We start from the raw sequence: 25,595 nt of genomic DNA, 5'->3' as shown, positions 1-25,595 counted from the left end.
CAGTCATATCCGGACGCGCCCCCGCCACGACCGTTACCCATCAATCTAGGGGATTAGCGTTACCAAGAGGTTTATGATGAACAGCAGCTTGCATCGATATACTGCATTTTAGACATCAACTTGGGGCTTGGACCCGACCCGTCCGCGGCGGCTTATTTCGCCAACCGGTTTTCGACAAAGAGGCGAACTGCGGCATCAATATGTTGCCAATCCCTCAAAAGCGCACTGGAGAAGCGATAAAGTATCGTCAGGTCCTGCCCGATGTGGATATCCCGCTGGCAGTCGCCGCTGGTCGCCCTCTCGCCGGCAGCCGGCAGCACGCAGCGAACGACGTAGTCCGGCGCGCCGGCGACCCGCCCCGTCAGGACGATTTCGCTGCCATAGCCCGAGTCGGCGCGCAGCCGGTGAAGCGTCAATCCGAAGGCCGCCTGCTGCGGCGCTCCCTCGAACAGTTTGGAGTATATCGGCTCCAGCCGCCCCGACATGTCGCGAGACATGGTGCTCTGGGATAATTGCAGGAAAATCAATGAGGAAGACTGGCCGACATCATCGAAACGAGACCGCAGGCCGGCACTGTAACCTTCGAGCTCCGGCCATGTGAGATAGAGATCGACGCGCTCGGTGATGCCGGCCCGGCGCTGGTCGCGGAAGCGGATCGTGTTGGCCGGAAGCTTGAGCTTGTCCTGGCCGATCCGGATCAGGAATTCTTCGGTACTGTCGGTATGGCCGGCAAGCGCGATACGCTGGCCGAACCAATGACCACTGATGCTGATCGCCGCCGTCAACAGAGCAAGGACGGCGATGACGACAGTCAGCCGATAGACGAAGCGATTGGAGAGGAGCGGTGCTTCTTCTGCAGCCGAGACGTTCCGGGCCGGACCTGCCATGACGTGCGCTCCATGTTCTCGTTCGAGAGGAGATTCGCCAGCGCCGGAACGGGACAGGAATACGGGAAGAGGCCAGGCGATTTGGCCGCAGTCTGGATCGTTATGATTAACGCTTCGTAAAGCAGATCAAGTCCGGGACAGTTCGGGCGATCGCCTGCAGAGGTGCGATCGTGCCCATTGACCGCGGCTCGGGTCGCTGCGGTCTTCTGCCGATAGGAGAGGTGGGATTACTGGCCGACCGAGCCGACGGCGGTGGCGCGACCGTCCTGCAGCTTGACCCAGCGAGCGGGATCGTCGTTCGCCTGGCGCTTCAGGAAGGTGTATTCGGTATCCGACCAGACCATGACCTTGTTGCGCATGTTGTCGAGCACGAAGTCGCCGCGATCGGTGCGGACTGTCAGGACCGCGTGACCTTCGCCATTCGGCTGCAGGACGACGGTAATCAGCAGGTCGGACGGCGAAAAGCCCTTCGCGATCAGCATCTTCCGCTTCAGAAGCACGAAGTCTTCGCAGTCGCCGACGGTGCGGGGATAGGCCCAGCGCTCTTCGACACCGTAGATGTCCTGATCGGTCATCGGCGTGATCGAGGAATTGACCGTGTAGTTGACGTCCAGAAGCGTGCGCCACTTGTCTTCGGTCAGCGCCAGCGGGCCGGCGTCCTTGTAGGTCGCTGCGCATTCGCTGACATAGGTCTTGCAAAACTCATAGTGGCCGAGCGGCGGATTGGCCTGGCCGAGAACACGCACGGAGCCGGCCGGCATGCCGAACGAACTTCCGGCGGTAAAGATTGTGACGATGGCGGTGATGGCGGCGAGGCCCAGTCCCTTGCTGTACTTCATTTTTATGTCTCCCCGTTGTGGGAAGAACACTGCCAGACAGGGCTTGATCGACCGGAAAATCTCGTAGTAAAATCAATATCTTATTTGAATTCAATTCGTCTAAAACATAGCTCAAATGCATCTCGAACTTTCATAAAATTCGAGGCAAATTTGCCGCTGATTTTCCTAAAATGCGCCCTGCCGACAACGGCCGGCATTGCCGCTTTCCTACTATCCAACTGTAATTCAAGCGCTTCTTGCGAACGGCTGGAGCCGCCGCCGGAGCGTCGAAAACTCGGAAAGGGCGGCGGTTGGTGTGTTCGAGCAGGAGAGGAAAGGGCGGAGTGACGGTGCACCGAAGTCGAATCGGGCTCGCCGAGGTCGATTCCCGGCCTCAAAAAAAGTGCCGAAAGGGGACATTTTTTTGAAAGAAAGCCCGTTTCGGCACAAGCCGCCGGCTTTTTTCGGTCTGTCCAGCAACGAAACGGGACGACTGGCGGAGGCGGATAACAAAAAAGCGCCCCGAACGGGCGCTTGCGGATGGCGATGGTGAGAATGCTTTTAGAGGAATTCGGTCAACGTTTCGCGCGACTGGACCGAATTGAACTCGATCGCCACGCCTTCCATGAAGTGGCGCACGACGCGGCCGCGCATGTTGCCGAGCCGGACGGGCGTACCAAGCGCCGGACGGATATCGATATCGACGGCCGCGCCGGACAGTGAAAGGTCCACGATGCGGCAGGCATAACGCCGGCCGTCGTCGAGCGTGATCTCCGTGCGGGTAATGCGCGGCGCCAGGCGATCATGGCGGCGATCTTCCGGCAGGCCAAGTTCATGCTTGTTGGCGATCCAGGTCAGCTGGGCGGCCAGTTTCTCGCGCTTGCGGTCCGTCGCGTTGATCGACATCACGAAGCCGGTATCCGACACACTGACGACCATGCCTTCCAGCCGGCCGATATGCTCTAGATAGGCAATCACGCGTTCGCCGACGAGAGGACGACCGACGCAGGCAAAGCTGACGTCGCCCGGCGACATATCCACGACGTTGCAGGGAAATTCCTCATGCGTTGCCAGCATCAGCCGTCCTGGAATATTGACGGACACGCGCTGGAAGGAACGCTGTGCGGGAACGCTGGGTGTAGATGGAGTATGAGCCGGCTGAAATGAATACATTTGAGAGAGCTTTTCTCTTCTAAGTCTATCGTTAAGAGTATTAGCGCGCCTCGGTTAACAGAAGGTTTTGGAAGGCGCCGCCGCTGCTATCTGCCGCGACCGGCATTCGCCCTCACGAGGGAGGGCGGTCGGACGGAAGCCGACCTGGCGTGTTGCGGAAAATCCCGCGATCGCCTGTGACCGGTACGCCGAAATGCGAACCGCTGCCGGTCAGGAACGTCCAGTTCTCGAGCGTCAGGAAGGCGGCCGGCGTTGCCGTTACGGGATAGGGAGAGAGCCGGGGCAAGAGGGCGCCGAAAATGCGGTCGCTCGCCGTTGTCTCCGCCGATCGGATTGGCAGAAGCAACATTTCATAGGCATGGCGAATGTGGCCGTTCGAAGCGAGAACGTCCAGAAGCGCCGGTTGTTGCGAGTGAATGACGTTGTGGGCGATTTCCACCGGCTGCCGGTGATCGGTTTCCGGCCAGACATCCGCAAAAGCCTGCCCTCGGAATTCACGGTCGAACAGGTCGCAGATGCGGGTACCGGCCAGGCGGAATGTCAGGGTGCCGGCAGGGTCCATGGCAGCCATGAAAAGATGCGGGAGAAGATGACGCAAGGCGGCTGGATCGATCTCGGTCTTGAGGGGAACTGCCCCGTCGTGCTTGAGATTGATCCAGTAGTCGAAGATCGCCCGGCTGGCCTGGTTGCGCATTCATCTTACCTGTTGCATTTCGAGACAGATCGCGCTTCATGCGCGGCTGGTCCTTCTCCAGCAGCGAAATCCGTGCCACGGCAAAGGGGTCATGGTTAACGATCCATCATCTGCCGATGCGCTGGCGTTACTGTGATCCCGGTATGCTTTCATTTGAACGGCCGCTCCTATATGGCTGTCGGCCATTCCGCCGGGGAATGAGAAGACAGAAGGGGCTGGCATGAACGACGGGCCGGATATGGCAAACGAGCAGCCCGAGGCGGATGACGACGCCGAGCGCTCGCAGCCGATTTTCAATCTTCCGCGGAGCCTTGTCGTGACGCTGGCTCTGCTTGCGGTCATCTACCTCGTGCAGGACTATGTGCTGGACGAGGATACGCGCGCCTATATGGTCGTCAATCTGGCGTTCACGCCGTTGCGTTACGTCTATCCGCTCGGCGAGCAGGGTTTTGCATGGGCGTGGACACCGGTCACCTACTCGCTTCTGCACGGCGGCATCGAACACATTCTCTTCAACGCGCTTTGGCTGATGGCCTTCGGGGCGCCGGTTGTGCGACGGATTGGCACCCTGCGCTACGTGATCTTCTGGATCCTCTCGGCGGTGGCCGCCGCCTTCTTCCACGCCGCGCTCAACTGGGGCAACGAGACGCTGCTGATCGGCGCGTCGGGGGTCGTCTCGGCGCTGATGGGAGCCGCCTGCCGTTTCGCCTTCCCGGAACGTCGGGGCTATGACCGCACCCACGGCCATCTTTATCCGCGTCAGTCGATCCTCGGCTCCTTCCGCAACCGCACCGTGGTGATCTTCACTGCCATGTGGTTCGCCGGTAACCTGCTGATCGCCTTCGGGGTGACGCTGTTCGGCGCGGATATGGGGCCGATCGCCTGGGATGCGCATATCGGCGGCTTCCTGTTCGGCTTCCTGCTGTTCGGTCTTTTCGATCCCTTGCCACGCCACGTCATGCCGCTCGCGCGTCCTTGATCTCTTTCTTGATCTCTTTCCCGCCTCGCTCTACACTTCCGCATACGTGCAGGGACGGTTCCTCCACCCAGGCGCTTTGCTTTCGGGAACGGACAATGTCCAAGCCGAACTGGTTGCGAGGAGAGAGCCATGGCAATAGTCGTCAAGAACATGCTGGATGCAAAGGGGCGTGACGTGGTGACCGTCGGTCCCGACAAAACGCTGCTCGAAGTTGCCGGTATCCTCAACGACAAGAAGATCGGTGCCGTGGTGGTGATCGGCATGGAAGGCCGCATCGCCGGCATCTTCACGGAACGCGATCTGGTGCGTGCCGTCGCCGGCAAGGGCGCCGCCGTTCTCGATCAGCCGGTCAAATCGACAATGACCACTTCGGTGCAGCGCTGCAAGGACGAAACGACCGTCGACGAACTGATGGGGATGATGAGCTCGGGCCGTTTCCGCCACGTGCCCGTCGAGCAGGACGGCAAGCTCGCCGGCATCATCTCGATCGGTGACGTGGTGAAGTCGCGCATCCGCGAGATCGAACTGGAGGCCGAACAGATCAAGGCCTATATCGCCGGCTGATCTTTGGCCGAGCCTCGCCGAAGGGCGAGGCTCTTTACATATGTGGCGAGGCGAGATGCCCGCTCAACGAGCGAAAACTTCCTGCATGCGCTTCAGCGCCGAGATCTGCGCCATCGTCTCCGTATAGCCGCGGTCGATCGCTTCGCCGGCGCGGTGGAATTCCGACAGTCCGATATCGGCAAGCCGCGGATGCAGCGCCAGGTCCGGCGGATCGCCCGCAAGCCGCGCCCGCGAGATGCGTTCCTGGATGATGTTGAAAGCTTGCACCATGGTGCCGGTCAGACCGACGCGGACATCCTCGGGTTTCTTACGGCCGTCGTCGATCGGCTGGACGCTGGCATTGTGCTTGACGACAGCCGACCGTCCGAAAATCTCATAGTTCAGGTTGACGGCGACCACGAGCGGCTGCTCATAGGCGCGGCATACCGAGGTCGGCACCGGATTGACGAGCGCGCCATCGACGAGCGTGCGGTTGTTGCATTTCACCGGTTCGAAAATGCCCGGCAGGGCGTAGGAGGCGCGAAGCCCGGTGATCAGCGAGCCACTGGAGATCCACACTTCATGGCCGGTGTGAAGTTCGGTCGCAACCGAAACGAAGGGGCGGTCAAGCTCCTCGATCGACAGGCCTTCGAGATGTTCCTGCATCCGTTTGGTCAACCGCATGCCGCCGAGAAGGCCGCCGCCGCCGATCGTCAGATCGAGCAGGCCGGCGATGCGGCGCATGGTGAGCGATCGGGCAAAGGTTTCGAGTTCGTCGAGCTTGCCGGCAAGATAACATCCGCCAACCAGAGCGCCGATCGAAGTGCCGGCAATCATGCCGACCTCGATCCCGGCTTCGTCAAGCGCCCTGAGCACGCCGATATGCGCCCAGCCGCGCGCGGCACCGCCGCCGAGGGCGAGGGCGAGCTTTGCTTTTTTGGGGGATTCGATGATGGGAGGAGGGGTAGGTTCGAGGATATTCGTTTCGCCGCCGTCGGCAGGTGCCGCTTGCGGATCGTGACGGTTCCAACTCCAGTTCAGCATCGATAAACGCCCTCCACAGCTGAACAAACCCCAGTCTGTCGATTAACACACCAACAGATTTCGAAATCGTTTATTCAGGCGAGACATGCCGAAAAACGAGGCAGATCCCTAAATGGTTCCTTGATCCGAATAGACCACACCTGGGTCAAAATGACGCTGATCGTCGGTGATTTCAAGAACCGCCCGGCCATCACTTTGGGTAACAGTCCGATAGAAACAGGAGCGGCGTCCCGTGTGGCATGTGGCGTCGTGCCCGGCGACCGAGACCTTGAGCCAGACAGCATCCTGATCGCAATCGGTGCGCAGTTCATGGACGGTCTGGAGATTTCCGGAGGATTCGCCCTTCTTCCAGATCTTGGCACGCGAGCGGCTGTAATAGTGGGCAATGCCGGTCTCAACCGTCAGCGCCAGCGCTTCGGCATCCATATGCGCGACCATCAGCAGTTCGCCGTCACGGATATCGGTGACGACGGCAGTGACGAGACCGTTCTGATCGAAGCGAGGCGTGAAGGCGCCAGCGCCTTCGAGTTCCGTTTTGTCGGCGGAAGGCTGGTCGAAAGAAAGCGGCATGGGGAAACTCCGCCCGGGCAACCGCGCCTCAGCGGTTGCGGGCCAGCGTGAAGAAACGGGCCTGTTCGGCGGCGTTCGCCTTGAACTCGCCGGTAAACGTCGTCGTCATCGTATGCGAGCCCTGCTTCTGCACGCCGCGCATTTCCATGCACAGGTGCTCGGCCTCGATCATTATGGCGACGCCGCGCGGCTTTAAAGTTTCCTGGATCGCATTGGCGATCTGCGCCGTCAGGTTTTCCTGGGTCTGCAGGCGGCGGCCGAAGATCTCCACGACGCGGGCGATCTTCGAGAGCCCGAGGACGCGGCCGTTCGGCAGGTAGGCGACATGCGCCTTGCCGATGATCGGCAGCATGTGGTGTTCGCAATGAGAGAAGAACGGGATGTCGCGCACCAGCACGATATCGTCATAACCCGAGACTTCCTCGAAAGTGCGGCCGAGCACATCCTCCGGCGACTGTTCGTAACCGGCAAACAGCTCGCGATAGGAGGCGGCGACGCGCTTCGGGGTCTCGAGCAGGCCTTCGCGGGCCGGATCGTCACCTGCCCAGCGCAACAGAACACGCACCGCTTCTTCGGCTTCCTGCTGCGAGGGCCGGACCTGCTTCTCTTTCGAAGCCGGGAAATTCTTCACTATGGCATCCATCTATCGTCTCCTGATGCGGTTCAAGGCCGCATCCGACTGGCGTTACTCACGGACTGATCAGCCGCTGGGCACCTGCGGCTGATTTTTGGGCAATCTGGGGTTATCTGACCTTCGGCGAACATTTTTACAAGATATCCTATTCCGTTTTCGGTAGGATTTCGTGAAAACATCCTTTCTTGATGATCTCGCCCGGACATCACATATAATGGCAGGAAGCCTTTTATGGTAGCCCGCCGGACGTGACGCAGTGTTCAACGAGCGACGGCGGTTTCAAAAGCGAGCCTTGATGGACGACATCTATAACAGCAAGATCCTCGAATTCGCCGGCAATATCACCCATGCGGGCGTGTTGCCCGATGCGGATGCGAGTTCCGAAAAACATTCGAAATTGTGCGGCTCGAAGGTACGCGTGCATCTGAAGATGGACGGCGACCGGGTTACGGACTTCGCCCATGAGGTCCGTGCCTGCGCGCTCGGCCAGGCCTCGTCCTCGATCATGGCGCGGCATGTGATCGGCGCAACGACGGCCGAGATCCGCAAGGCGCGCCAGGACATGCTCGCCATGCTGAAGGAAGACGGCGAGGGGCCGGACGGCCGGTTCGAGGAGATGCGCTACCTGAAGCCGGTCAAGGACTACAAGGCCCGCCATCCCTCCACCATGCTGACATTCGAAGCGGTCGTCGATGCGATCGACCAGATCGAGGCGAGGGAACGGTCCGAAGCGGCCACCGTCTGATCCGATGTGCAATGCCCCCGACTGCCAGCATTCCAGATCCGAACCGAAGGCAGGCCGCTCACGCAACTGGACCGGCCCGTTCGCCAAGACGCCCGGCCGGCTGTTCGGCATGGGGCTCATCCGCCTCTACCAGCTGACCCTGTCCGGCTTCATCGGCAATTCCTGCCGGCATATTCCGACCTGCTCGGAATATGGATATGAGGCGGTGGCGCGGCATGGGCTGTGGCCCGGAGGATGGATGACGCTGTTTCGGGTGGGGCGCTGCGGGCCGGGCGGTACAAGCGGTCTCGACCCGGTGCCGGAAGCGCTCGAAGGGCGGCAGCATTGGTGGACGCCATGGAGATACTGGCGCCGTCATGTCAAACCGACATCGCTTCCGTGAGGAACCGATGATCACCTATGTCGCGCTGCTTCACAGCATCGTTCTCGGCAGCGGCAAGCGGGTCGTGATGGCCGACCTGCGCGCCATGGCGGAGGATCTCGGCTACCGGAATTGCCGGACCCTGGTTTCGACCGGCAATCTCGTCTTCGAGACCCGCAGGTCACCGATCCGCGATCTCGAGCAGAGACTGGAGACCGCCTTCGAGAAGCAGTTCGGCAAACATGTCGATATCATCGCAAGGACCGGTACCGATTGGCTGAAGCTCGCGGCCGGCAATCCCTTTCCGTCGGGAGAAGGTTCCGAGGTCGGCGTGCGGGTGATGCGACAACCGCTCGACGAAAGTATCCTCAACCTGCTCGAGCGCCACCGCGGCGAGGAGAAGATTTCCATCGTCGACGGCGATCTCTGGGTGGACTTCGGCGGCAAGGCGAGCGAGACGCGGCTGCTGTCGGCGATGACCACCAAGAAGCTCGGCATCGGCACGATCCGCAATGCCAACACAGTCGCCGGGCTTGCCGAAATGATCGGCTGAGCGGCTGCTCGCCTTTACTAAAACGCCAAAAGCATTTATCAGCCACGCCGGCTGCGCCCCAAGGGCGCACCGCCATTTATTCCAACACCACCCGCATTCGTTGGCGGGACTGGACAGGAGAAAGACATGTCCCAATCCGTTTCCCTTACATTTCCCGATGGCTCCGTCCGCGTTTTCGACGCCGGCACGACTGGCCGTGACGTTGCCGAGAGCATTTCCAAGTCGCTCGTCAAGAAGGCTGTCGCCGTCACCATCAATGGCACCGTGCAGGACCTTGCCGAGCCGGTGATCGACGGAAAGATCGAGATCGTCACCCGCACCGACGCCCGAGCGCTGGAACTTATCCGCCACGACGCCGCCCACGTGATGGCGGAGGCCGTGCAGGAGCTTTGGCCCGGCACGCAAGTCACCATCGGCCCGGTGATCGAGAACGGATTCTATTACGATTTTGCCCGCAACGCGCCTTTCACGCCCGACGATCTGCCGAAGATCGAGGCGAAGATGAAGGAAATCATCGGCCGCAACAAACCGTTCACCAAGCAGGTCTGGTCTCGCGAGAAGGCCCGCGAAGTCTTCGCAGCCAAGGGTGAAGGCTACAAGGTCGAGCTGATCGATGCGATCCCTGAAGACCAGGACCTCAAGATCTATTATCAAGGCGACTGGTTCGACCTCTGCCGCGGTCCGCATATGGCCTCGACCGGCCAGATCGGTACGGCCTTCAAGCTGATGAAGGTTGCCGGCGCCTATTGGCGCGGCGACTCCAACAACGCCATGCTGACCCGCATCTACGGCACCGCCTGGGCGACGCAGGAAGAACTCGACCAGTACCTGCATGTGCTGGCCGAAGCCGAAAAGCGCGACCACCGCAAACTCGGCCGGGAAATGGACCTCTTCCATTTCCAGGAAGAAGGTCCGGGCGTCGTCTTCTGGCATGGCAAGGGCTGGCGCATGTTCCAGACGCTGACGGCCTATATGCGCCGCCGGCTCGCCGGTACCTATGAGGAAGTCAACGCGCCGCAGGTTCTCGATGCCTCGCTCTGGGAGACGTCGGGCCACTGGGGCTGGTACCAGGAGAACATGTTCGCGGTGAAGTCTGCCTATGCCTTCACGCATCCGGAAGACAAGGAAGCGGACAACCGCGTATTCGCGCTGAAGCCGATGAACTGCCCGGGTCACGTGCAGATCTTCAAGCATGGCTTGAAGTCTTATCGCGAACTGCCTATCCGGCTTGCCGAATTCGGTCTCGTGCACCGCTACGAGGCGTCAGGAGCGCTGCACGGGCTGATGCGCGTGCGCGGCTTCACCCAGGACGACGCGCACGTCTTCTGCACCGACGAGCAGATGGCGGCCGAATGCCTGCGGATCAACGACCTGATCCTGTCGGTCTACGAGGACTTCGGCTTCAAGGAAGTCGTGGTCAAGCTGTCGACCCGGCCGGACAAGCGCGTCGGCACCGACGCGCTTTGGGATCGTGCTGAATCCGTCATGCTCGATGTTCTGAAGACGATCGAGGCGCAGTCGGAAGGCCGCATCAAGACCGGCATCCTGCCGGGCGAGGGCGCGTTCTACGGTCCGAAGTTCGAATATACGCTGAAGGACGCGATCGGCCGCGAATGGCAGTGCGGCACGACCCAGGTCGACTTCAACCTGCCGGAACGGTTCGGCGCGTTTTACATCGACCAGAACTCTGAAAAGACCCAGCCCGTGATGATCCATCGTGCCATCTGCGGTTCGATGGAACGTTTCCTCGGCATCCTGATCGAGAATTTTGCGGGCCACATGCCGCTGTGGTTCGCGCCGATGCAGGTGGTGGTCGCGACGATCACCTCGGACGCGGACGACTACGGCCGCGAGGTGGCGGAAGCTCTTCGCGATGCGGGCATGGTCGTCGAGACCGATTTCCGCAACGAGAAGATCAACTACAAGATCCGCGAGCACTCGGTCACCAAGGTGCCGGTGATCATCGTCTGCGGCAAAAAGGAAGCCGAGGAGCGTTCGGTCAACATCCGCCGCCTCGGCTCGCAGGCCCAGACCTCGATGACGCTGGACGAGGCGATCGCCTCGCTCAGCCTCGAGGCAACCCCGCCGGACGTGCTGCGTCGCCTCGAAGCCAGGAAGGCGGCAAAGGCAGCAGCCTGACCCAAGTCAAGTGATGGCGGCGCCTGTGAATGCAGGCGCCGCCAAATGCGATATGGCTTCGTTAAGATGGGATGGCTTCGTCAGGCTGGCTGAGGTTCGGCGATTGCTGCGGAAACTCGGCTAGTTCCTGTCGTTGGCGACAGCGCCGGCGACCTGGGGCGTTTCGCGCATCAGCACTTCGACCTCGGTATTGCGGCCGGCTTTGACGGTGAACGAGCGCTGATAGATCTTGGTCTTGTTGCGGGCGACAGCAAGATATTCGCCCTCTGACAGCACCATGGTGGAGAAAGCGCTGACGCTTTCGTTGACGATGTCCCCGGCGGCGGTCAGGACGGACCATGCCGTATCGGCAATCGCTTCGCCGCCCGGCTGGGAGACCAGCTTGAGGGTGATCTGCGCTGCACGATGCTGCAGCACTGCCTGGGTGAGCTTGCCGGCCTCCACCTGGATATCGGCCCGCACCACCGCGTTGACGCCGCCATATTCCGAGACGACATGATAGGTGCCGGCATTCAGCCGCACGACCGTATTCGGCTTCACGTCCGACATCACAAGCGCCCGGTCGCCGTTGTCGCGCACATCGGCCGAATAGACCGAAAAGCTCAGTTCCTTGGGCGGAATGCGCTGGTCAGTACCGGCAACCGCGTTCAGCACGAAACCGCCGGCATCGAGCACCAGCGTCTGTTTCGGCACGTTTCCGCTTTCGGGGACTTTCAGTTTCTTGGTGACGCCGGCGCGGCCGAAGGCGCAATTGACGAAATAGTCGCCGGGGGGGAGCTGGAACGACGCCGAGCCACCTTCGGAACTAGCCACCAGCGGCAATTTTCCGTCTTCGCCGGCGATCGGGCTGAAGACGCGCCAGGTGAGGCCTTCCTGCATGGGCTGTCCGTCGGACGTCAGCTTGGCGTCGAACTGCACGTCCCTTGAGAGTGAGCCGGGCGGGCCGCCGGGCAGAGCCGAGAAGGCATTGAGCTTGGGCATCTTCGCCGTGCTGTCCAGCGCGCGAAAATTCTTGAAGGCTTCTTCCTGGGCGAATGCGCTGAAAGCTGAGCCGAGAACCATCGCTCCGGCGAGAAACCAGCGTGCCGCAAGGGAAGTGCCTGCCATCTGTTGTACCGGTTGACTCTTGTTTTCCGAGACGTCACTTGAAGACCAATGACAAGGCAATTTCAAGACCTTCCCGACCGCCAGCTCCAAATGAAAGCTTTGACCATGCAAAATGACGTTAAACTCATCGATTTTCTGCGCGACAGGCATTCCACGCCGGTAGCCCAGATGAAGGAGCCGGCCCCGTCGCAGGAAGAACTAGAGGCGATTCTCACCTTCGCAACCCGCATTCCGGATCACGGCAAGCTGGCCCCCTGGCGCGTCATCGTCTATCGCGGCGACGTGCGCAGGACGCTCGGCGAACAGTTTCTGGCCCTGTCCCTCCAGAAGACGCCCGACATGGCCGAGGCTACCCGGCAGGCGGAGCTGACGCGCTTCACCCGTGCGCCGCTGGTCGTCGCCGTCGTCAGCACCGCGGCACCGCATCCGAAAATCCCTGAATGGGAACAGGTGCTTTCGGCCGGCGCCGTCTGCTTCAACATGCTGATGGCGGCAAACGCGCATGGCTATGTCGCCAACTGGCGTACGGAATGGGTCGCCTATGACGACGAGGCGCTGGCCCTCCTCGGCGTGAAGCCGGGCGAAAAGATCGCCGGTTTCATCCATATCGGCTCAAGCGATTTCGCGACGCCGGACCGCCCGCGGCCGGAATTGTCGCAGATCGTCACCTACGCCGGCGAATAGGGTTTTCGATGTTCTACACGACCGACACCAACCAGCATGGACTGAAGCACGATCCCTTCAAGGCGATCGTCGCGCCCCGCCCGATCGGCTGGATCGGCACGAAGGGCAGGGACGGTTCGATGAACCTATCGCCCTATTCCTTCTTCAACGCCATTTCCGACAGCCCGAAACTGGTGATGTTTTCCTCCAGCGGCCGAAAGCACAGCCTGAAGAACGCCGAGGAAACCGGTGTCTTCACCGCAAGTCTCGCAAGCCGTCACCTGGCCGAGCAGATGAACGCCTCGTCGGAGGCGGTGCCCTACGGCGTCAGCGAGTTCGAGGTGGCGGGGCTGACCGCCAAGATGGCGGAACTCATCGATGCGCCTTACGTCGGTGAAGCCTATACGGTACTCGAATGCCGTGTCACGCAGGTGATCCAGCCGGTCGGATTGGACGGCGAGCCGGCGGAGGCCTACATGGTGTTCGGCCAGGTGGTCGGCATCCATATCAGCGAGGAGATCCTGCGGGGCGGGCGGATCGACATGGGGCTTGCCCGGCCGATTGCGCGCATGGGTTATCGCGATTACGCCGACGGCGGCGCGGACGTGTTCGAAATGACCCGGCCGGCCGGCGCCGAGCCTAAACGCTGAAAATCCGATTGACGATCGGAATTTGATCGGAGCTGCGGCAGAGTTTGCCGGAGAAGCCGTTCGCTCTTGCTCTTTCGCAGTCAGACAGGAAGGTAGCCGCGTCCCCCGCGGGCGAGACGGCATCGATGGCCGTTATGCCTGTGGCGGCGGCGGTGAGCGCGATGGTTCCAGCCGCAACACGCGCGGTATCGGAGGAGGGGCCATAGCCGCCTTCCCAGCCGAGGGCCGCCAGACGATTGCTGCAGCGTTCGAAGCTGGAAGCGGCGAGGATGCCGGAGGCATTGGCAAGCGCGACGATCCGTGTCTTGCCTGGCGCCAGCCCCGCGCGGATTTCCGCCACGCGCAAAGCCATGTCGAGCCTCTGGACTTCGGCCCCGTTGCGGACGCCCGAGAGCACGACCGAGGCGGCCCCATATTGGATGGCGAGATCGATGGCGGCCTCCGTCCGTGCCGAAGAGAAAGCGGGCAGGAGAAACGAGAGGCCGGCGACCGGCGCCAAGTCGGCCCATGCCCGGCAGAAATCCCCAACCGCATTCTGCGACTCAGGAAGGCCCGTGAGATCGAGCACGACCACATCCGCGTCCGCCGAATGGACCGTTGAGGCCTCAGCAGACGGGGCGACGATAAACCAGGACCGTATTTTCAAGGACTTCGCCATGGTTAAGGAACGTGGTGAACCAATCTTAAACTTTTTGGCATTAGCGTGACGGATCAAGCCAGCCAGATCCGAACTGGCATGTGTAGTCGAGGCCGAGTGTGATCGTACAGGCATTTCTTCGTTGGGCAGAAACGGCAAGAACAGGCGAGAAGGCGAAGGCGGCCAATGCTCTCGGCCGGGCCTATCTCCACTCGCCCATGGGCGGTGAGCAGCATCGCGCCGCGGGCCTTGCCATGACCTATCTCCTCGACGATCCATCGCCGCACGTGCGCCTGGCGCTCGCGGAGGCTCTGGCGGACTCTCCCAATGCGCCGCGGGCCGTCATCGTGTGCCTTGCCGAAGACCAGCCGGAGATCGCCTGCACGGTCATCGCCTGTTCGCCCGTACTTACCGAAAACGACCTTGTCGATCTTGCCGGGCGCAGCGACAGCCTGACCCGTGGAATGATCGCCGCAAGGCCGAACCTTTCGCGCGGGGTTGCAGCCGCGATCGCTGAGATCGGCGACGAATGCGAAGTCACCATCCTGCTGGAAAACGAGACCGCATCGATCACCCGCGTTTCGCTCAGGCGGATCGCTGAGCGGTTCGGGCATTGCTGCGAAATCCGCAACCTGCTGCTGGAGCGCGACGCGCTGCCTGCGGACGCCCGCCACATGCTCGTCAACCACATTACCGCAGCCCTTGCCGGCTCCGGACTGGTGCGGACCAGCATGGCGCCGGCGCGGATCGAGCACATGACCCGCGAGGCAGGCGAGGCTGCGGCCGTCGCCATTGCCGGCACCGTGCTGCAGGAGGAAATCCCCGGCTTGGTCGAGCATTTGCGCACGGCCGGACGGCTGACGCCCGCCTTTCTCATCCATGCGCTCTGCAGCGGCAAGGTCGATTTCTTCGCAGGCGCGATGGTATCGCTTTCCGGGCTCGACGACCGCCGCGTGCGGGCAATCCTTGCGACCGGGCGTATGCATGCGGTGCGGGCGCTTTTCGAAGCCTCGGGGCTCGGACGGGATATCGCTGCCGTCTTCGTCGAAGCGGTCTTCCTCTGGCGCAAGGCGGCGGCAACCGGCGCGCTCGACAATATCGCCGGCCTGCTGCTCGAAAAGTTCCAGCGGTCGGACATGCAGCTTTCGCCGGTCTCCGACCTCCTCGACATGATCGAGAAGCTGCATCGGCTGGAAGTCCGGCTCAGCGCACGGTCCTACGCAACCGGAGTGTCGCTGGCGGCGTAACCGCCGGCTTAACGCTCGAATTTCTTGGCGACCCAGGAATAGCCGTTCTCGACCAGCCGCACCGGGCTGGTCATCAACGTTTTTACCCCTTCGGTGGTCGGAAGCACGGTCTTGACCCGCTGGATGGCGCGGCCAGCCAGCGTTTCCTTCTCCTGCTGCGTCACCGGTTCCTGAGCAAGCGTCGCGGTCGGCTGTCCGGCTGGTGCTGGCGGCGGCGTCTCGGGTCGAGCCCGCGGCACCGGCGCATTGGCAATCTCTGCGGCTTCCGGCTTCTGGCAAACGGCGATAAGCATCGGATAGGGTTGGTTGGCATAACCCGACAGCTGCTGCTCCGACACGGAATTGCACAATTCGATGCTCGGCCAGCGATTTTCCGCGGTGGCAATATAGTGGCAGTCCGTTCCGGCGTCGTTGCAGCCGAGAATGGTCATGACAATCAGTGCGGAATTCATGTCGTCCCCTGGAATGTGGTGGATGACTTAGATCGGACAATCTTGACCCGACCAAGGCAGGTTTCGCAGGCATTCCGCATCCGCTAAGGCATTCTCTTACCAAAGCTCGAGGAGGCAGAAATGACCGTCACGATCGCGATCGAACCGCCGCGCCAGACGGGCGTGCTGAAGCTTCTTGAACTCTCCGACGCCTATGCGGCCTCGCTCTATCCCACCGAGAGCAATCACATGGTGGACGTCGCGACACTCGAAGGTCCCGGCGTCTCCTTCTTCGTGGCGCGCGATGGAGATAGGATTTTGGGCTGCGGTGCGCTGGTCGAGGCGGGTGACGGCACCGGGGAGATCAAACGGATGTTCCTCGACGAGGCGGCGCGAGGGCTGAAACTCGGCAGGCGGCTGATGGATGCGATCCTGGAACGGGGCCGCGAGCTTCACCTGTCGGCGATCCGGCTGGAGACGGGCATCCATCAACCGCAGGCGATCGGACTTTATCACGCCTACGGCTTTTCGGAGATCGGGCCGTTCTCGAGCTACCGGCCCGATCCGCTCAGCATCTTCATGGAGAAGAGACTTTCCTGACCACGGGAAGATCGGGCGGAAGGTCCGGGGACGTCGCCGGCCCTTTGGCCAGATCGGCCGATTCGACCTCGGTCACATCGGCCATTTTCACTTCCCGGATCCATTCGCGCCAGATCGAGACGAGCAGCGCCATCAGGACCGGGCCGATGAACAGGCCGAGGAAACCCATGGTGCTGACACCGCCGACGAGTCCGAAGAATGTTGGCAGGAAGGGAAGCTTGATCGGACCGCCGACCAGGCGCGGCCGCAGCGTCTTGTCGACGATGAAGAGTTCGACCGTGCCCCAGAGGAAAAGTGCACCGCCGGCGACATAGGCGCCGTTGGCGACCAGATAAAACGAGATCAGCGTGAAAGACAGCGGCGCGCCGCCGGGGATGAGCGCCATCAGGCCGGTCAATACGCCGAGCGTGACGGGCGAGGGGACGCCGGCGATCCAGTAGGCTATGCCGAGCACGATACCTTCGCCGATCGCAATCAGCGTCTGACCGGTCACGGTGGAGCTGATCGTTCTTGGAACGATGCGCGAGATGCGTTCCCAGCGGGTCGGCAGGATGCGCTCGCCGAGAAGGTCGATCTGCTCGCTGAAGGAGCCGCCGTCGCGATAGACGAAGAACAGCGCGATCAGCATGAAGAGCAGCGTCAGCACCAGATGGAAGGCGCCGTCGCCTGCCGCCACGATGGCGCGGTAGATATTGCCGATATTGGCGCCCGAGACGATCTGGATGAGTTCGCCGACCGCACCGGGCGAGCCGACATGCTGGACCCACTGGATGCCCAGCCATTCGCCGACCCAGGGAAGGCCGGTGATCCAGGCGGGCGGCGGGGCGCCGAAACGGTTCACTTCAGCCGCCCAGATGATCCACTGGCGCACTTCTCCGATCGTATAGGAGATCGCGATGCCGATCGGCACGATCAGGAAGGTCAGAATGAAGATGATGGCGAGCGAGGCGCCGATGGTGGTGTTGCCGCCGGTCCGGCGCAGCAGCTCGCGATAAAGCGGCCAGCTGGCAAAGCCGATCACCAGGGCGGCCAGAACCGGAACCAGGAATCCGTGGAAGAAATAGATGCCGGCAGCGGCGACGAGCACGAGAAGCCAGCGAGCAGCGGAGATCGGCGGGATCAGCGCGACCCTGCTCGGTGCGACCGGCCCAAGCCAGCGCGGCTCTTTCGGGCCTCTGCGATCGTTATTTCCGCTCACCGAATTTCCTTTTTTCGTTTTCACCATCATATGGCTTATGAGGTCCGCTGGTACAAGACTAATGCGTCATCCATTAAAAGGAAGCTTACTCCTTGCCCTAGACGGCAGATGCGATAGAAATATGAAATCACCTTCCGGCAGAGCCGGAAATACGATGCAAACCTTCTTGATGACGTTTTCCTAACCTTAAGGATGCCGAAGCGTCTGCTGTCCCCATTGTATTGGCCGGACTGTCTTCAGGGACTTGTAACATGCCTCACAGGGATGCGGTCGACCTTAGCAATTGCGACCGAGAGCCGATCCATATCCCCGGCAGCATTCAACCCCATGGATGCCTTATCGCCTGCGACGCCGCTGGCGCGGAGATCGTGCAACACTCCGCCAATGTGGCGGACATGCTTTCGATCACGGGAGACATCAACGGCCGGCGGCTGGAGGAGATCGTCGGCGGGGAGGCGGCGCACACATTGCGCAATGCGCTCGCCACCTCCGACAATCCGGCGCGACCGGCGCTTCGGCATGGTCTCAGATTTGCCTCGGGAGCCGCGTTCGACGTCGCGATCCATCGTTTCGAATCGAAGGTGATCCTGGAGTTCGAGCCGGCATCGACCGATTCCGACCAGCCGCTCGAAGTGGCGCGCATGCTGATCAGCCGCATCCGCAACGTCGCCAGCCTCGACCGGCTGATCGAAAGCTCGGTACGGCTGATCTATGCCATGCTCGGCTACGACCGGGTGATGATCTATCGCTTCGAGGAGGACGGCGCCGGAAAAGTCGTCAGCGAATACAAGAGGCGCGACCTCGAAAGCTTCAAGGGCCAGTATTTCCCGGCAGGCGACATCCCGAAACAGGCCCGCGCGCTTTACGTCAAGAACACGGTGCGGGTGATTTCCGACGCCAGCAACCCGCGCATCCCGATCGTGCCAGAAACCGACGAGACCGGCGAGGCGCTCGATCTGTCCTTCGCGCACCTGCGCAGCGTTTCGCCCGTCCATTGCGAATATCTGCGCAACATGGGCGTCGCCGCTTCGATGTCGATTTCGGTCGTGGTGGACAATGAACTCTGGGGCCTGATCGCCTGCCACCACTATTCTCCGAAAGTGCTCTCGATGCCGCAGCGGGTGGCGGCGGAAACCTTCGGCGAATTTTTCTCGCTGCATCTGAGCGCATTGAAACAGCGGCAGCTCATGGAGACCGCGGGCCAGGCGCGACGGTCGCTCGACCGCTTCCTGCAGGCCGCTTCCCACCATGCGGACATCACCGGCCTGCTGCGCAGTTCGCTTGGAGAATTCAGCCGGATGCTGACCTGCGACGGCGTCGGCCTGTTGCTCGACGGCGTTTGGACCGGCGATGGGGCCGTGCCGCCGCAGAACCTGATAGCAGAACTTGCCGAACTTGTCGGCGGTGCCTCGGGCGGCAGGATCTGGTCCAGCTTTCAGCTCTCGTTGGATCTGCCGGGGCTGCTCATTTCTCCGGACACGATCTGCGGCCTGCTGGCCATCCCGCTTTCGCAGAGGCCGCGCGACTACCTGTTCTTCTTCCGCCGCGAAAAGGTGCAGACGCTCGACTGGGCGGGCAATCCTGAAAAATCCTACGAGGCGGGGCCGCTCGGCGATCGATTGACGCCCCGCAAGAGTTTTGCCATCTGGAAGGAGATGGTGCATCAGCAGGCACAGCCCTGGACCGATGCCGACCGCGAGATCGCCGACGCGATCCGCGCCGTGCTTGTCGAGGTGGTCCTGCATCACAACGAGTTGCTGGCCGACGAACGCGGCAAGGCGGACGTGCGCCAGCGAATGCTGAACGAGGAGCTTAACCACCGGGTCAAGAACATCCTTGCGGTGATCAAGGCGCTGGTCGGGCACTCGATCGATGCCGACGTCAGCCTCAAGGATTATGTCGGCTCGCTCAAGGGGCGCATCCAGGCGCTTGCCTTCGCCCATGACCAGGTGGTGCGCGGCGGCGACGGCGGCGTGCTGTCCGATCTTCTGGAAGCGGAGCTGAAGCCCTACAGGGAGGGAACGCGCAACGTCACGCTCAGGGGGCCGCGCATATGGCTCGACAGCCGCGCCTTTTCGGTGATGGCGCTGGTCCTGCACGAGATGTCGACCAATGCGGCAAAATACGGTTCGCTCTCCGTCAATGGCGGACGGCTGGATGTCGAGTGGCGGCGGCTTGCCAACCACGATTGCGAACTCGTCTGGACCGAGAACGGCGGGCCGCCGATAAACCTCCCGTCACGCGCCGGCTTTGGCAGCGTCCTGATCACCCGCAGCGTGCCTTACGAACTGGAGGGCGAGGCGAAGATCGAATATCCGCCCGAAGGGGTGAGGGCGCGCTTCGTGGTGCCGTCGAAACACATTCACGGCGATGATGAGCTGGCGGAAGTCGAAACCGAGGAAAGCAGCAGCGCCGTCAGCGATGACACGGCTACGCTTCGGCTTCAGGACCTCGAATTCCTGCTGGTCGAGGACCAGATGCTGATCGCCGCGGACGTGGAAGCGATGCTTGCCGAGCATGGCATCGACAAGGTGACGACGACGCCCTCTGTCGCCGACGCGCTCCGCAAGCTCAAGGAGTTCAGGTTCGACGTCGCGATCCTCGACGTCAATCTCGGCTCCGGCACATCGCTGCCGATCGCCGAGGAACTGATCCGCCGGGACATTCCGTTCATTTTCGCGACCGGCTACAGCGACAAGTCGATCATCCCGGCAAGCTTTTCGGCGCCTGTCGTCCTCAAGCCTTATGAGGCGGCCGCGTTGATCGGCGCCGTTACCAAGGTGCTCGGCGAACGGAGTTGACTTCCATGACCACACCGGAATTCCTGATGGTCTTCGGACGCGTGCTCATCGGGGGTCTTTTCGTGGTGGCCGGCGTCCGGCATTTCTTCATCCTTCCCGCGGTGACCGTGCCGATAGCGGCGCGGGGCATACCGCGTCCGGGGCAAGTTCTGATCACCGGCAGCATCTTCGAGGTGTTTGCCGGCTTGATGGTGATCTTCGGTTTTTACGCCGGCTGGGCGGCACTTGGGCTTGTCGCCTTCACGCTCATCGCCTCGTAGATAATGCTCGACTTCTGGAACAAGGACGGCTTTCCGCGCGACGGCGCGATCAATGGCTGGATCGCCAATATCGGCGTGATCGGCGGCCTGCTGATCGTGGCCGCCCAAGCTCTTTGAAAATATGGGCCTTTGAAAATGTCGGAGCCGGAAATCCGGCTCAGATATCGAGGTTTTCGGCAAACGCCGCGCGCTCCTGGATGAAGCGGAAGCGGGCATCCGCCTTGGTGCCCATCAGGTTGTCGACGGCTTCGCGGGTGCCTTCGAAATCCACGTCGTCGATCGAGATGCGCAGCAGGGTGCGATGGGCGGGATCCATCGTCGTTTCCTTCAGCTGCGCCGCCATCATCTCGCCGAGGCCTTTGAAGCGGCCGATTTCGACCTTCTTGCCCTTGAACACCGTTTCCATCAGCTCCGCCCGGTGGGCGTCGTCGCGGGCATAGACGGTCTTGCCCCCCTGGCGCAGGACGTAGAGCGGCGGCACCGCCAGATAGAGATGGTTGCCGCGGATGAGTTCCGGCATTTCCTGGTAGAAGAAGGTGATCAGCAGCGAAGCGATATGGGCGCCGTCGACATCGGCATCGGTCATGATGATGATGCGTTCGTAGCGGAGGTCTTCCTCGCGGTATTTGGTGCGGGTGCCGCAGCCGAGCGCCTGGATGAGATCGGCGATCTGCTGGTTGGCCGACAGCTTTTCACGGCTGGCGCTGCCGACGTTGAGGATTTTTCCGCGCAAGGGCAAAATGGCCTGGTTGGCGCGGTTGCGGCCCTGCTTGGCGGAGCCACCTGCCGAGTCACCTTCGACGATGAAGAGTTCGGCACCTTCGGCGGTGTTCTGCGAGCAATCGGCGAGCTTGCCGGGCAGGCGCAGCTTGCGCACCGCCGTCTTGCGGTTGACTTCCTTTTCCTTGCGGCGGCGCAGGCGCTCTTCGGCGCGTTCGATCACCCATTCGAGGAGTTTCGCGGCCTCCGCCGGATTGCCCGCGAGGTAGTGGTCGAAGGGGTCGCGCAGGATGTTTTCGACGATGCGCTGGGCTTCGACGGTTGCAAGCTTGTCCTTGGTCTGGCCGACGAATTCCGGCTCGCGGATGAAGACCGAGAGCATGCCGACCGCCGAGATCATCACGTCGTCGGTGGTGATGTCCTTCGCACGTTTGTTCTGGGTCAGGTCTGCATAGTTCTTGAGGCCCTTGGTGAGCGCGATGCGCAGACCCGCCTCATGCGTCCCACCCTCGGGCGTCGGGATGGTGTTGCAATAGGAATGCAGTTCCGGATCGCCGCCATACCAGGTGATCGCCCATTCCATCGCACCGTGGCCGCCGGTCTTCTCGGTGCGACCGGCGAAGATTTCGCGGGTGACGGTAAAATCCTTGCCGAGCGTGGCGGACAGATAATCCTTCAGGCCGCCGGGGAAGTGGAAGACCGCCTTTTCCGGAATGTCGCCGCCGGCGGCAACCATGCCCGGATCGCAGCTCCAGCGGATTTCGACGCCGCCGAACAGATAGGCCTTGGAGCGCGCCATGCGGAAGATGCGGCCGGCATCGAATTTCGCGTGGTCGCCGAAAATCTGCGGGTCTGGATGGAAGCGCACCCTGGTGCCGCGCCGGTTATGGACGTCGCCGAGTTCCTCCAGGCCGCCCTGCGGCATGCCGCGCGAAAAACGCTGGCGATAGAGTTTTCGATTGCGGGCGACTTCCACCTCGAGAAGATCGGAGAGTGCATTGACGACGGAAACGCCGACGCCGTGCAGACCACCGGAGGTCTCATAGGCCTTGCCGTCGAACTTACCGCCCGCATGCAGCTTGGTCATGATCACTTCGAGCGTCGATTTGCCCGGAACCTGGGGGTGATTCTCGACAGGGATGCCGCGGCCGTTGTCGGTGACCGTCAGGAAGCCCTCGGCATCGAGATGCACGTCGATGAAGTCCGCATGGCCTGCAACCGCTTCGTCCATCGAATTGTCGATGACCTCGGCGAAGAGGTGGTGCATCGCCTTTTCGTCGGTGCCGCCGATATACATGCCGGGACGCATGCGGACCGGCTCCAGGCCCTCGAGCACACGGATGGAGGAGGCGCCGTAGTCGTCGCCGGACAATGTCGTCGGCGCCGGGCGCGGTGTCGAGGGCTCTGCCTTGAGGGCGGGCGCGGGTTCGGCGGCGACCGCCTTGGCTGTCACCGGCAAATCGGCAAAAAGGTCGTTATTGTCATCCATTGGCTGCGTCGGTACTACCTGTCGGGGTGCGGAAGAGGAAGCCATACCCATCTCGTGCTGTTTCGAATCACTCGCGATTCTGCCAGAAACCCGGCTTTTTCGCGATGCCGCATGGAAACGGTCGTTTTTCACCAATGCTGCGCCGATCGGGCCATGGCAAGCTTGGGAGGCTGAAGGAACCGGATGAAACAAAGCATGTCCACAGTTCATTTCATTTTCGGCACGTTTCTTGCTGTCCTCTCAACTCTTGCCGCAGCTTCAGCGCAAGCGCAGCAAGAGCCGATAAAGCCTTTCAAGGATGAACTTTTTTCCCGGATGACGCTGCTGAAATCCTTGGACGGCGGCGCCTATGAGGTGATCGACTACCAGGAAATGCGCGACATCAACGGCCGCGACCGCGAGCCGGAACGGCGCGTCAAGGACGAGTATGTTTCCCTGGGCGTCAGGCGCCATCAGCAGAACGAGACGCTGAACCTTGCCGGACGCCGGCTCGATGTCACCAGGGTGGGACAGACGGACGGCTCCGCTTTCACGGTGATCTTCATCCACGGTCGCGGCGGTGACCGTCGGCTCGGCGTCAACGACTATACGTTCGGCGGCAATTTCAACCGGCTGAAGAACCTCGCTACCGGCAATGGCGGCACCTATTATTCACCGAGCGTCACCTCGTTCGACGACCAAGGGGTTGCCGATATCGCCGCGCTGATCCGCTACGCGTTCGACCGTTCGTCCGGACGGCCGGTGATCCTCGCCTGCGCGTCGATGGGCGGGTTTATATGCCAGGGCATCAGCCGCGACGAGCAGGCCGTCCGGTATCTGAAGGGCATGGCCCAGCTCGGCGGTCCGCCGGACCCGGAATTGCCGAAATCGCTTTTGGCAAAGCGCAAGCTTCCCATTTATTTCGCGCATGGCGGCAGCGACAGCGTCTACAAGTCCGAGAATCAGGAAGCGGTCTATCGCAAGCTGAAGGCGGCGGGCTACCCGACCCGGTTCACGCTGTTTGCGACGGGCAGCCACGGCACGCCGATCCGGATGGTCGATTGGCGGAAGGTCCTGAATTTTCTGCTGACCGGACACTGAAAGGCCGATCGTTAACCACGGTCCTGAACCAAAACCTGTCTTTTGCATACCAATTCACACAGGATATGTCTAAAAACAGTTTCCCGAATAGACGGAGGCCTCGGTTTTGCTGGTCGGAACCGAACGGAGAGGAAATATTTGCCTATGACGCCTGATGTGCGCCCGCTCGTTGCCGGAAACTGGAAGATGAACGGCACCCGCGAGTTCCTGACCGAAATCAAGACGATTGCCGATGGCGTGATGGGACCGTTGTCGGAAAAGGTCGATACGCTGATCTGCCCGCCGGCGACGCTGCTCTATGTCGCAACCGCCTTGGCGACCGACAGCCCGCTCGAAATCGGCGGCCAGGATTGCCACCAGAACATATGCGGCGCCCATACCGGCGATATTTCTGCGGAGATGATCGCCGACTGCTTCGGCACTTACGTGATCGTCGGACATTCCGAACGCCGAGCCGACCATGCGGAGACCGATCATCTGGTCCGCGCCAAGGCGGAGGCTGCCTATGCCGCCGACCTGACGGCGATCGTCTGCATCGGCGAAACCGGCGACGAACGCGACGCATACCAGACCCTCGACATCCTGAAACGCCAGATTTTCGGCTCGCTGCCCCTCTCGGCAAACGCTGCCAACACCGTCGTCGCCTATGAACCGATCTGGGCGATCGGCACTGGATTGACGCCGACCGTCAAGGATATCGAAATCGCCCATGCCTTCATGCGGGCAGAACTCGTCCAGCGGTTCGGCGACGAAGGCAGACAGATGCGCATCCTCTACGGCGGTTCGGTCAAGCCGGGCAATGCCCGGGAGTTGATGGGCGTCGAGAATGTCGACGGCGCATTGATCGGCGGCGCGAGCTTGAAAGCCGAGGACTTTCTCGCCATCTATCGGGTCTATGAGGGACTGACGGCCTAAAGCTTTTTGATAAGGGCTTGGAATGCACGCGAGCCTCATGTAAAGAGCCGCCAATCTTCTTCTATTGCCTCGTCGAGGGGCAGGGATCTTTAATTCATGCAGACCGTTCTGATCGTTATTCATCTCATGATCGTGCTGGCGCTTGTCGGCGTCGTGCTGATCCAGCGCTCCGAAGGCGGCGGGCTCGGCATCGGCGGCGGCTCCGGCTTCATGTCGGCACGCGGCACCGCCAATGCGCTGACCCGCACGACCGCCATCCTCGCGACGCTGTTCTTCATCACTTCGCTCGCGCTCGGCATCCTCGCGCGGTACGAATCCCGTCCGAGCGACATCCTGAACCGCATCCCGCAGAGCCAGCAGGGCACCGGCGGCGGCATTCTCGACCAGCTCGGCCCGGCACCCGCACCCGCTCCGGCAGGCAACGGCGTTCCGTCCGGTTCCGGCGCATCCGCTCCGGCAGCCCCGGCGACTGGTGCTGCCCCTGCAACGCCCGCTCCTGCGGCCCCAGCGACCGGTTCGGCGCCTGCCGCTCCGGCTGCGCCGACGGGTGTTCCGACCGGCCAATAAGGCTCGGTCAACGTTTGAAGCTCCGGCAGGCCAAAAGCCTGCCGGTTTTATTTTGTGAAGATTCCACAGCCGTTTTTATAAAGCAGACGA

The 25,595-nt window shown here is 61.8% G+C and carries 27 protein-coding genes; 15 read left to right on the top strand and 12 right to left on the bottom strand.

Features of this window, described 5'->3' with window-relative positions:
* Positions 1–152: 152 nt before the first annotated feature.
* From C5J24_RS04420 to C5J24_RS04405, 4 genes are all read right to left on the bottom strand, one after another.
* Entirely contained in the window at positions 153–887 is a 735-nt protein-coding gene (locus C5J24_RS04420; RefSeq protein WP_105415873.1) for a hypothetical protein, read from the bottom strand.
* A 227-nt stretch (positions 888–1,114) separates the two neighbouring features.
* Positions 1,115–1,726 (bottom strand): transglutaminase-like cysteine peptidase, encoded by a 612-nt coding sequence (locus C5J24_RS04415; RefSeq protein ID WP_105415871.1) that lies wholly within the window; start codon positions 1,724–1,726, stop codon positions 1,115–1,117.
* 540 nt (positions 1,727–2,266) lie between these two features.
* Positions 2,267–2,878 carry a PilZ domain-containing protein gene (locus C5J24_RS04410; protein ID WP_105415869.1) on the bottom strand — a complete coding sequence of 204 codons (612 nt, stop codon included), beginning with the start codon at positions 2,876–2,878 and terminating at the stop codon, positions 2,267–2,269.
* A gap of 112 nt (positions 2,879–2,990) precedes the next feature.
* On the bottom strand, positions 2,991–3,572 hold the full coding sequence (locus tag C5J24_RS04405; protein ID WP_105415867.1) for a PAS domain-containing protein: 582 nt from the start codon (positions 3,570–3,572) through the stop codon (positions 2,991–2,993).
* Between the two features lie 220 nt (positions 3,573–3,792).
* Here C5J24_RS04405 and C5J24_RS04400 point away from each other — a divergent pair, with 220 nt between their 5' ends.
* On the top strand, positions 3,793–4,551 hold the full coding sequence (locus C5J24_RS04400) for a rhomboid family intramembrane serine protease (RefSeq protein WP_105415865.1): 759 nt from the start codon (positions 3,793–3,795) through the stop codon (positions 4,549–4,551).
* 129 nt (positions 4,552–4,680) lie between these two features.
* The gene (locus C5J24_RS04395) at positions 4,681–5,115 is read left to right on the top strand and encodes a CBS domain-containing protein (protein ID WP_105415863.1); all 435 of its coding nucleotides are present in this window, start codon (positions 4,681–4,683) and stop codon (positions 5,113–5,115) included.
* Positions 5,116–5,178: 63 nt separating this feature from the next.
* Here C5J24_RS04395 and C5J24_RS04390 read toward each other — a convergent pair whose 3' ends face one another.
* The 3 genes from C5J24_RS04390 to folE form a co-directional block, all read right to left on the bottom strand.
* Positions 5,179–6,138 carry a patatin-like phospholipase family protein gene (locus C5J24_RS04390; protein WP_105404866.1) on the bottom strand — a complete coding sequence of 320 codons (960 nt, stop codon included), beginning with the start codon at positions 6,136–6,138 and terminating at the stop codon, positions 5,179–5,181.
* Between the two features lie 108 nt (positions 6,139–6,246).
* Positions 6,247–6,708: a phosphoribosyl-AMP cyclohydrolase gene (hisI, locus tag C5J24_RS04385; protein ID WP_105415861.1), complete on the bottom strand. Its 462-nt coding sequence runs from the start codon at positions 6,706–6,708 to the stop codon at positions 6,247–6,249.
* 28 nt (positions 6,709–6,736) lie between these two features.
* Positions 6,737–7,351, bottom strand: coding sequence for a GTP cyclohydrolase I FolE (gene folE / locus C5J24_RS04380; protein WP_105415859.1), 615 nt, complete (start codon positions 7,349–7,351; stop codon positions 6,737–6,739).
* 286 nt (positions 7,352–7,637) lie between these two features.
* Here folE and C5J24_RS04375 point away from each other — a divergent pair, with 286 nt between their 5' ends.
* From C5J24_RS04375 to thrS, 4 genes are all read left to right on the top strand, one after another.
* A complete protein-coding gene (locus C5J24_RS04375; protein ID WP_172723842.1) occupies positions 7,638–8,087 on the top strand; it encodes an iron-sulfur cluster assembly scaffold protein in 450 nt (149 codons plus the stop codon).
* A 4-nt stretch (positions 8,088–8,091) separates the two neighbouring features.
* Entirely contained in the window at positions 8,092–8,469 is a 378-nt protein-coding gene (yidD, locus tag C5J24_RS04370; RefSeq protein WP_105415856.1) for a membrane protein insertion efficiency factor YidD, read from the top strand.
* Positions 8,470–8,476: 7 nt separating this feature from the next.
* Positions 8,477–9,001 carry a DUF1697 domain-containing protein gene (locus C5J24_RS04365; protein ID WP_105415854.1) on the top strand — a complete coding sequence of 175 codons (525 nt, stop codon included), beginning with the start codon at positions 8,477–8,479 and terminating at the stop codon, positions 8,999–9,001.
* Between the two features lie 126 nt (positions 9,002–9,127).
* Complete coding sequence (thrS, locus tag C5J24_RS04360) at positions 9,128–11,140, top strand: threonine--tRNA ligase (protein WP_105404860.1); 2,013 nt, start codon at positions 9,128–9,130, stop codon at positions 11,138–11,140.
* Positions 11,141–11,260: 120 nt separating this feature from the next.
* On the opposite strand, the gene C5J24_RS04355 is transcribed toward thrS, so the two are convergent.
* A complete protein-coding gene (locus C5J24_RS04355; RefSeq protein ID WP_105415852.1) occupies positions 11,261–12,247 on the bottom strand; it encodes a hypothetical protein in 987 nt (328 codons plus the stop codon).
* Positions 12,248–12,352: 105 nt separating this feature from the next.
* On the opposite strand from C5J24_RS04355, the gene C5J24_RS04350 reads away from it, so the two are divergent.
* Both C5J24_RS04350 and C5J24_RS04345 read left to right on the top strand, forming a co-directional pair.
* On the top strand, positions 12,353–12,931 hold the full coding sequence (locus tag C5J24_RS04350; RefSeq protein ID WP_105416642.1) for a nitroreductase: 579 nt from the start codon (positions 12,353–12,355) through the stop codon (positions 12,929–12,931).
* A gap of 8 nt (positions 12,932–12,939) precedes the next feature.
* Complete coding sequence (locus C5J24_RS04345; RefSeq protein WP_105415850.1) at positions 12,940–13,560, top strand: flavin reductase family protein; 621 nt, start codon at positions 12,940–12,942, stop codon at positions 13,558–13,560.
* Here C5J24_RS04345 and C5J24_RS04340 read toward each other — a convergent pair.
* Positions 13,550–14,275, bottom strand: a complete 726-nt coding sequence (locus tag C5J24_RS04340) for an aldolase/citrate lyase family protein (RefSeq protein ID WP_172723841.1) — start codon at positions 14,273–14,275, stop codon at positions 13,550–13,552. The two genes, C5J24_RS04345 and C5J24_RS04340, sit on opposite strands and share 11 nt — an antisense overlap.
* Before the next feature lie 41 nt (positions 14,276–14,316).
* Here C5J24_RS04340 and C5J24_RS04335 point away from each other — a divergent pair, with 41 nt between their 5' ends.
* Positions 14,317–15,444 (top strand): DUF2336 domain-containing protein, encoded by a 1,128-nt coding sequence (locus C5J24_RS04335; protein ID WP_105415846.1) that lies wholly within the window; start codon positions 14,317–14,319, stop codon positions 15,442–15,444.
* An 8-nt stretch (positions 15,445–15,452) separates the two neighbouring features.
* On the opposite strand, the gene C5J24_RS04330 is transcribed toward C5J24_RS04335, so the two are convergent.
* On the bottom strand, positions 15,453–15,896 hold the full coding sequence (locus C5J24_RS04330; protein WP_105415844.1) for a hypothetical protein: 444 nt from the start codon (positions 15,894–15,896) through the stop codon (positions 15,453–15,455).
* Positions 15,897–16,016: 120 nt separating this feature from the next.
* Between C5J24_RS04330 and C5J24_RS04325 the strand changes: the two genes are divergently transcribed.
* Positions 16,017–16,475 (top strand): GNAT family N-acetyltransferase, encoded by a 459-nt coding sequence (locus tag C5J24_RS04325; protein WP_105415842.1) that lies wholly within the window; start codon positions 16,017–16,019, stop codon positions 16,473–16,475.
* Here the strand turns inward: C5J24_RS04325 and C5J24_RS04320 are convergent.
* Entirely contained in the window at positions 16,453–17,700 is a 1,248-nt protein-coding gene (locus C5J24_RS04320) for an AI-2E family transporter (RefSeq protein WP_245441314.1), read from the bottom strand. The two genes, C5J24_RS04325 and C5J24_RS04320, sit on opposite strands and share 23 nt — an antisense overlap.
* Before the next feature lie 224 nt (positions 17,701–17,924).
* Between C5J24_RS04320 and C5J24_RS04315 the strand changes: the two genes are divergently transcribed.
* Both C5J24_RS04315 and C5J24_RS04310 read left to right on the top strand, forming a co-directional pair.
* Entirely contained in the window at positions 17,925–20,474 is a 2,550-nt protein-coding gene (locus tag C5J24_RS04315) for an HWE histidine kinase domain-containing protein (protein WP_105415840.1), read from the top strand.
* Between the two features lie 5 nt (positions 20,475–20,479).
* Positions 20,480–20,734 carry a DoxX family protein gene (locus C5J24_RS04310; protein ID WP_105415838.1) on the top strand — a complete coding sequence of 85 codons (255 nt, stop codon included), beginning with the start codon at positions 20,480–20,482 and terminating at the stop codon, positions 20,732–20,734.
* Positions 20,735–20,891: 157 nt separating this feature from the next.
* On the opposite strand, the gene parE is transcribed toward C5J24_RS04310, so the two are convergent.
* Positions 20,892–22,943 carry a DNA topoisomerase IV subunit B gene (parE, locus tag C5J24_RS04305; RefSeq protein ID WP_105415836.1) on the bottom strand — a complete coding sequence of 684 codons (2,052 nt, stop codon included), beginning with the start codon at positions 22,941–22,943 and terminating at the stop codon, positions 20,892–20,894.
* Positions 22,944–23,138: 195 nt separating this feature from the next.
* Here parE and C5J24_RS04300 point away from each other — a divergent pair, with 195 nt between their 5' ends.
* From C5J24_RS04300 to secG, 3 genes are all read left to right on the top strand, one after another.
* Positions 23,139–24,023, top strand: coding sequence for an alpha/beta hydrolase (locus C5J24_RS04300; protein WP_172723840.1), 885 nt, complete (start codon positions 23,139–23,141; stop codon positions 24,021–24,023).
* A gap of 144 nt (positions 24,024–24,167) precedes the next feature.
* Positions 24,168–24,938, top strand: a complete 771-nt coding sequence (gene tpiA / locus C5J24_RS04295) for a triose-phosphate isomerase (protein WP_105415832.1) — start codon at positions 24,168–24,170, stop codon at positions 24,936–24,938.
* A gap of 96 nt (positions 24,939–25,034) precedes the next feature.
* Complete coding sequence (gene secG / locus C5J24_RS04290; protein WP_038543050.1) at positions 25,035–25,505, top strand: preprotein translocase subunit SecG; 471 nt, start codon at positions 25,035–25,037, stop codon at positions 25,503–25,505.
* The last annotated feature ends 90 nt before the right edge of the window (positions 25,506–25,595 follow it).

The sequence above is a fragment of the Neorhizobium sp. T25_27 genome, from assembly GCF_002968565.1.
Classification (GTDB): domain Bacteria; phylum Pseudomonadota; class Alphaproteobacteria; order Rhizobiales; family Rhizobiaceae; genus Neorhizobium; species Neorhizobium tomejilense.
The sequence above is the reverse complement of the archived record's forward strand: the minus strand, read 5'-3'. Positions and strand labels throughout refer to the sequence as shown.

Coding starts and splice junctions, on each gene's coding strand:
- C5J24_RS04350 (WP_105416642.1), top strand. CDS start 12,353: ATGCAAAATGACGTTAAACTCATCGATTTTCTGCGCGACAGGCATTCC.
- C5J24_RS04315 (WP_105415840.1), top strand. CDS start 17,925: ATGCCTCACAGGGATGCGGTCGACCTTAGCAATTGCGACCGAGAGCCG.
- secG (WP_038543050.1), top strand. CDS start 25,035: ATGCAGACCGTTCTGATCGTTATTCATCTCATGATCGTGCTGGCGCTT.
- C5J24_RS04405 (WP_105415867.1), bottom strand. CDS start 3,572: ATGCGCAACCAGGCCAGCCGGGCGATCTTCGACTACTGGATCAATCTC.
- C5J24_RS04400 (WP_105415865.1), top strand. CDS start 3,793: ATGAACGACGGGCCGGATATGGCAAACGAGCAGCCCGAGGCGGATGAC.
- C5J24_RS04320 (WP_245441314.1), bottom strand. CDS start 17,700: ATGGTGAAAACGAAAAAAGGAAATTCGGTGAGCGGAAATAACGATCGC.
- yidD (WP_105415856.1), top strand. CDS start 8,092: ATGTGCAATGCCCCCGACTGCCAGCATTCCAGATCCGAACCGAAGGCA.
- parE (WP_105415836.1), bottom strand. CDS start 22,943: ATGGATGACAATAACGACCTTTTTGCCGATTTGCCGGTGACAGCCAAG.
- C5J24_RS04355 (WP_105415852.1), bottom strand. CDS start 12,247: ATGGCAGGCACTTCCCTTGCGGCACGCTGGTTTCTCGCCGGAGCGATG.
- C5J24_RS04310 (WP_105415838.1), top strand. CDS start 20,480: ATGACCACACCGGAATTCCTGATGGTCTTCGGACGCGTGCTCATCGGG.
- C5J24_RS04330 (WP_105415844.1), bottom strand. CDS start 15,896: ATGAATTCCGCACTGATTGTCATGACCATTCTCGGCTGCAACGACGCC.
- C5J24_RS04375 (WP_172723842.1), top strand. CDS start 7,638: ATGGACGACATCTATAACAGCAAGATCCTCGAATTCGCCGGCAATATC.
- C5J24_RS04325 (WP_105415842.1), top strand. CDS start 16,017: ATGACCGTCACGATCGCGATCGAACCGCCGCGCCAGACGGGCGTGCTG.
- thrS (WP_105404860.1), top strand. CDS start 9,128: ATGTCCCAATCCGTTTCCCTTACATTTCCCGATGGCTCCGTCCGCGTT.
- C5J24_RS04420 (WP_105415873.1), bottom strand. CDS start 887: ATGGCAGGTCCGGCCCGGAACGTCTCGGCTGCAGAAGAAGCACCGCTC.
- C5J24_RS04300 (WP_172723840.1), top strand. CDS start 23,139: ATGTCCACAGTTCATTTCATTTTCGGCACGTTTCTTGCTGTCCTCTCA.
- C5J24_RS04395 (WP_105415863.1), top strand. CDS start 4,681: ATGGCAATAGTCGTCAAGAACATGCTGGATGCAAAGGGGCGTGACGTG.
- folE (WP_105415859.1), bottom strand. CDS start 7,351: ATGGATGCCATAGTGAAGAATTTCCCGGCTTCGAAAGAGAAGCAGGTC.
- C5J24_RS04345 (WP_105415850.1), top strand. CDS start 12,940: ATGTTCTACACGACCGACACCAACCAGCATGGACTGAAGCACGATCCC.
- hisI (WP_105415861.1), bottom strand. CDS start 6,708: ATGCCGCTTTCTTTCGACCAGCCTTCCGCCGACAAAACGGAACTCGAA.
- C5J24_RS04365 (WP_105415854.1), top strand. CDS start 8,477: ATGATCACCTATGTCGCGCTGCTTCACAGCATCGTTCTCGGCAGCGGC.
- C5J24_RS04390 (WP_105404866.1), bottom strand. CDS start 6,138: ATGCTGAACTGGAGTTGGAACCGTCACGATCCGCAAGCGGCACCTGCC.
- tpiA (WP_105415832.1), top strand. CDS start 24,168: ATGACGCCTGATGTGCGCCCGCTCGTTGCCGGAAACTGGAAGATGAAC.
- C5J24_RS04410 (WP_105415869.1), bottom strand. CDS start 2,878: ATGTATTCATTTCAGCCGGCTCATACTCCATCTACACCCAGCGTTCCC.
- C5J24_RS04415 (WP_105415871.1), bottom strand. CDS start 1,726: ATGAAGTACAGCAAGGGACTGGGCCTCGCCGCCATCACCGCCATCGTC.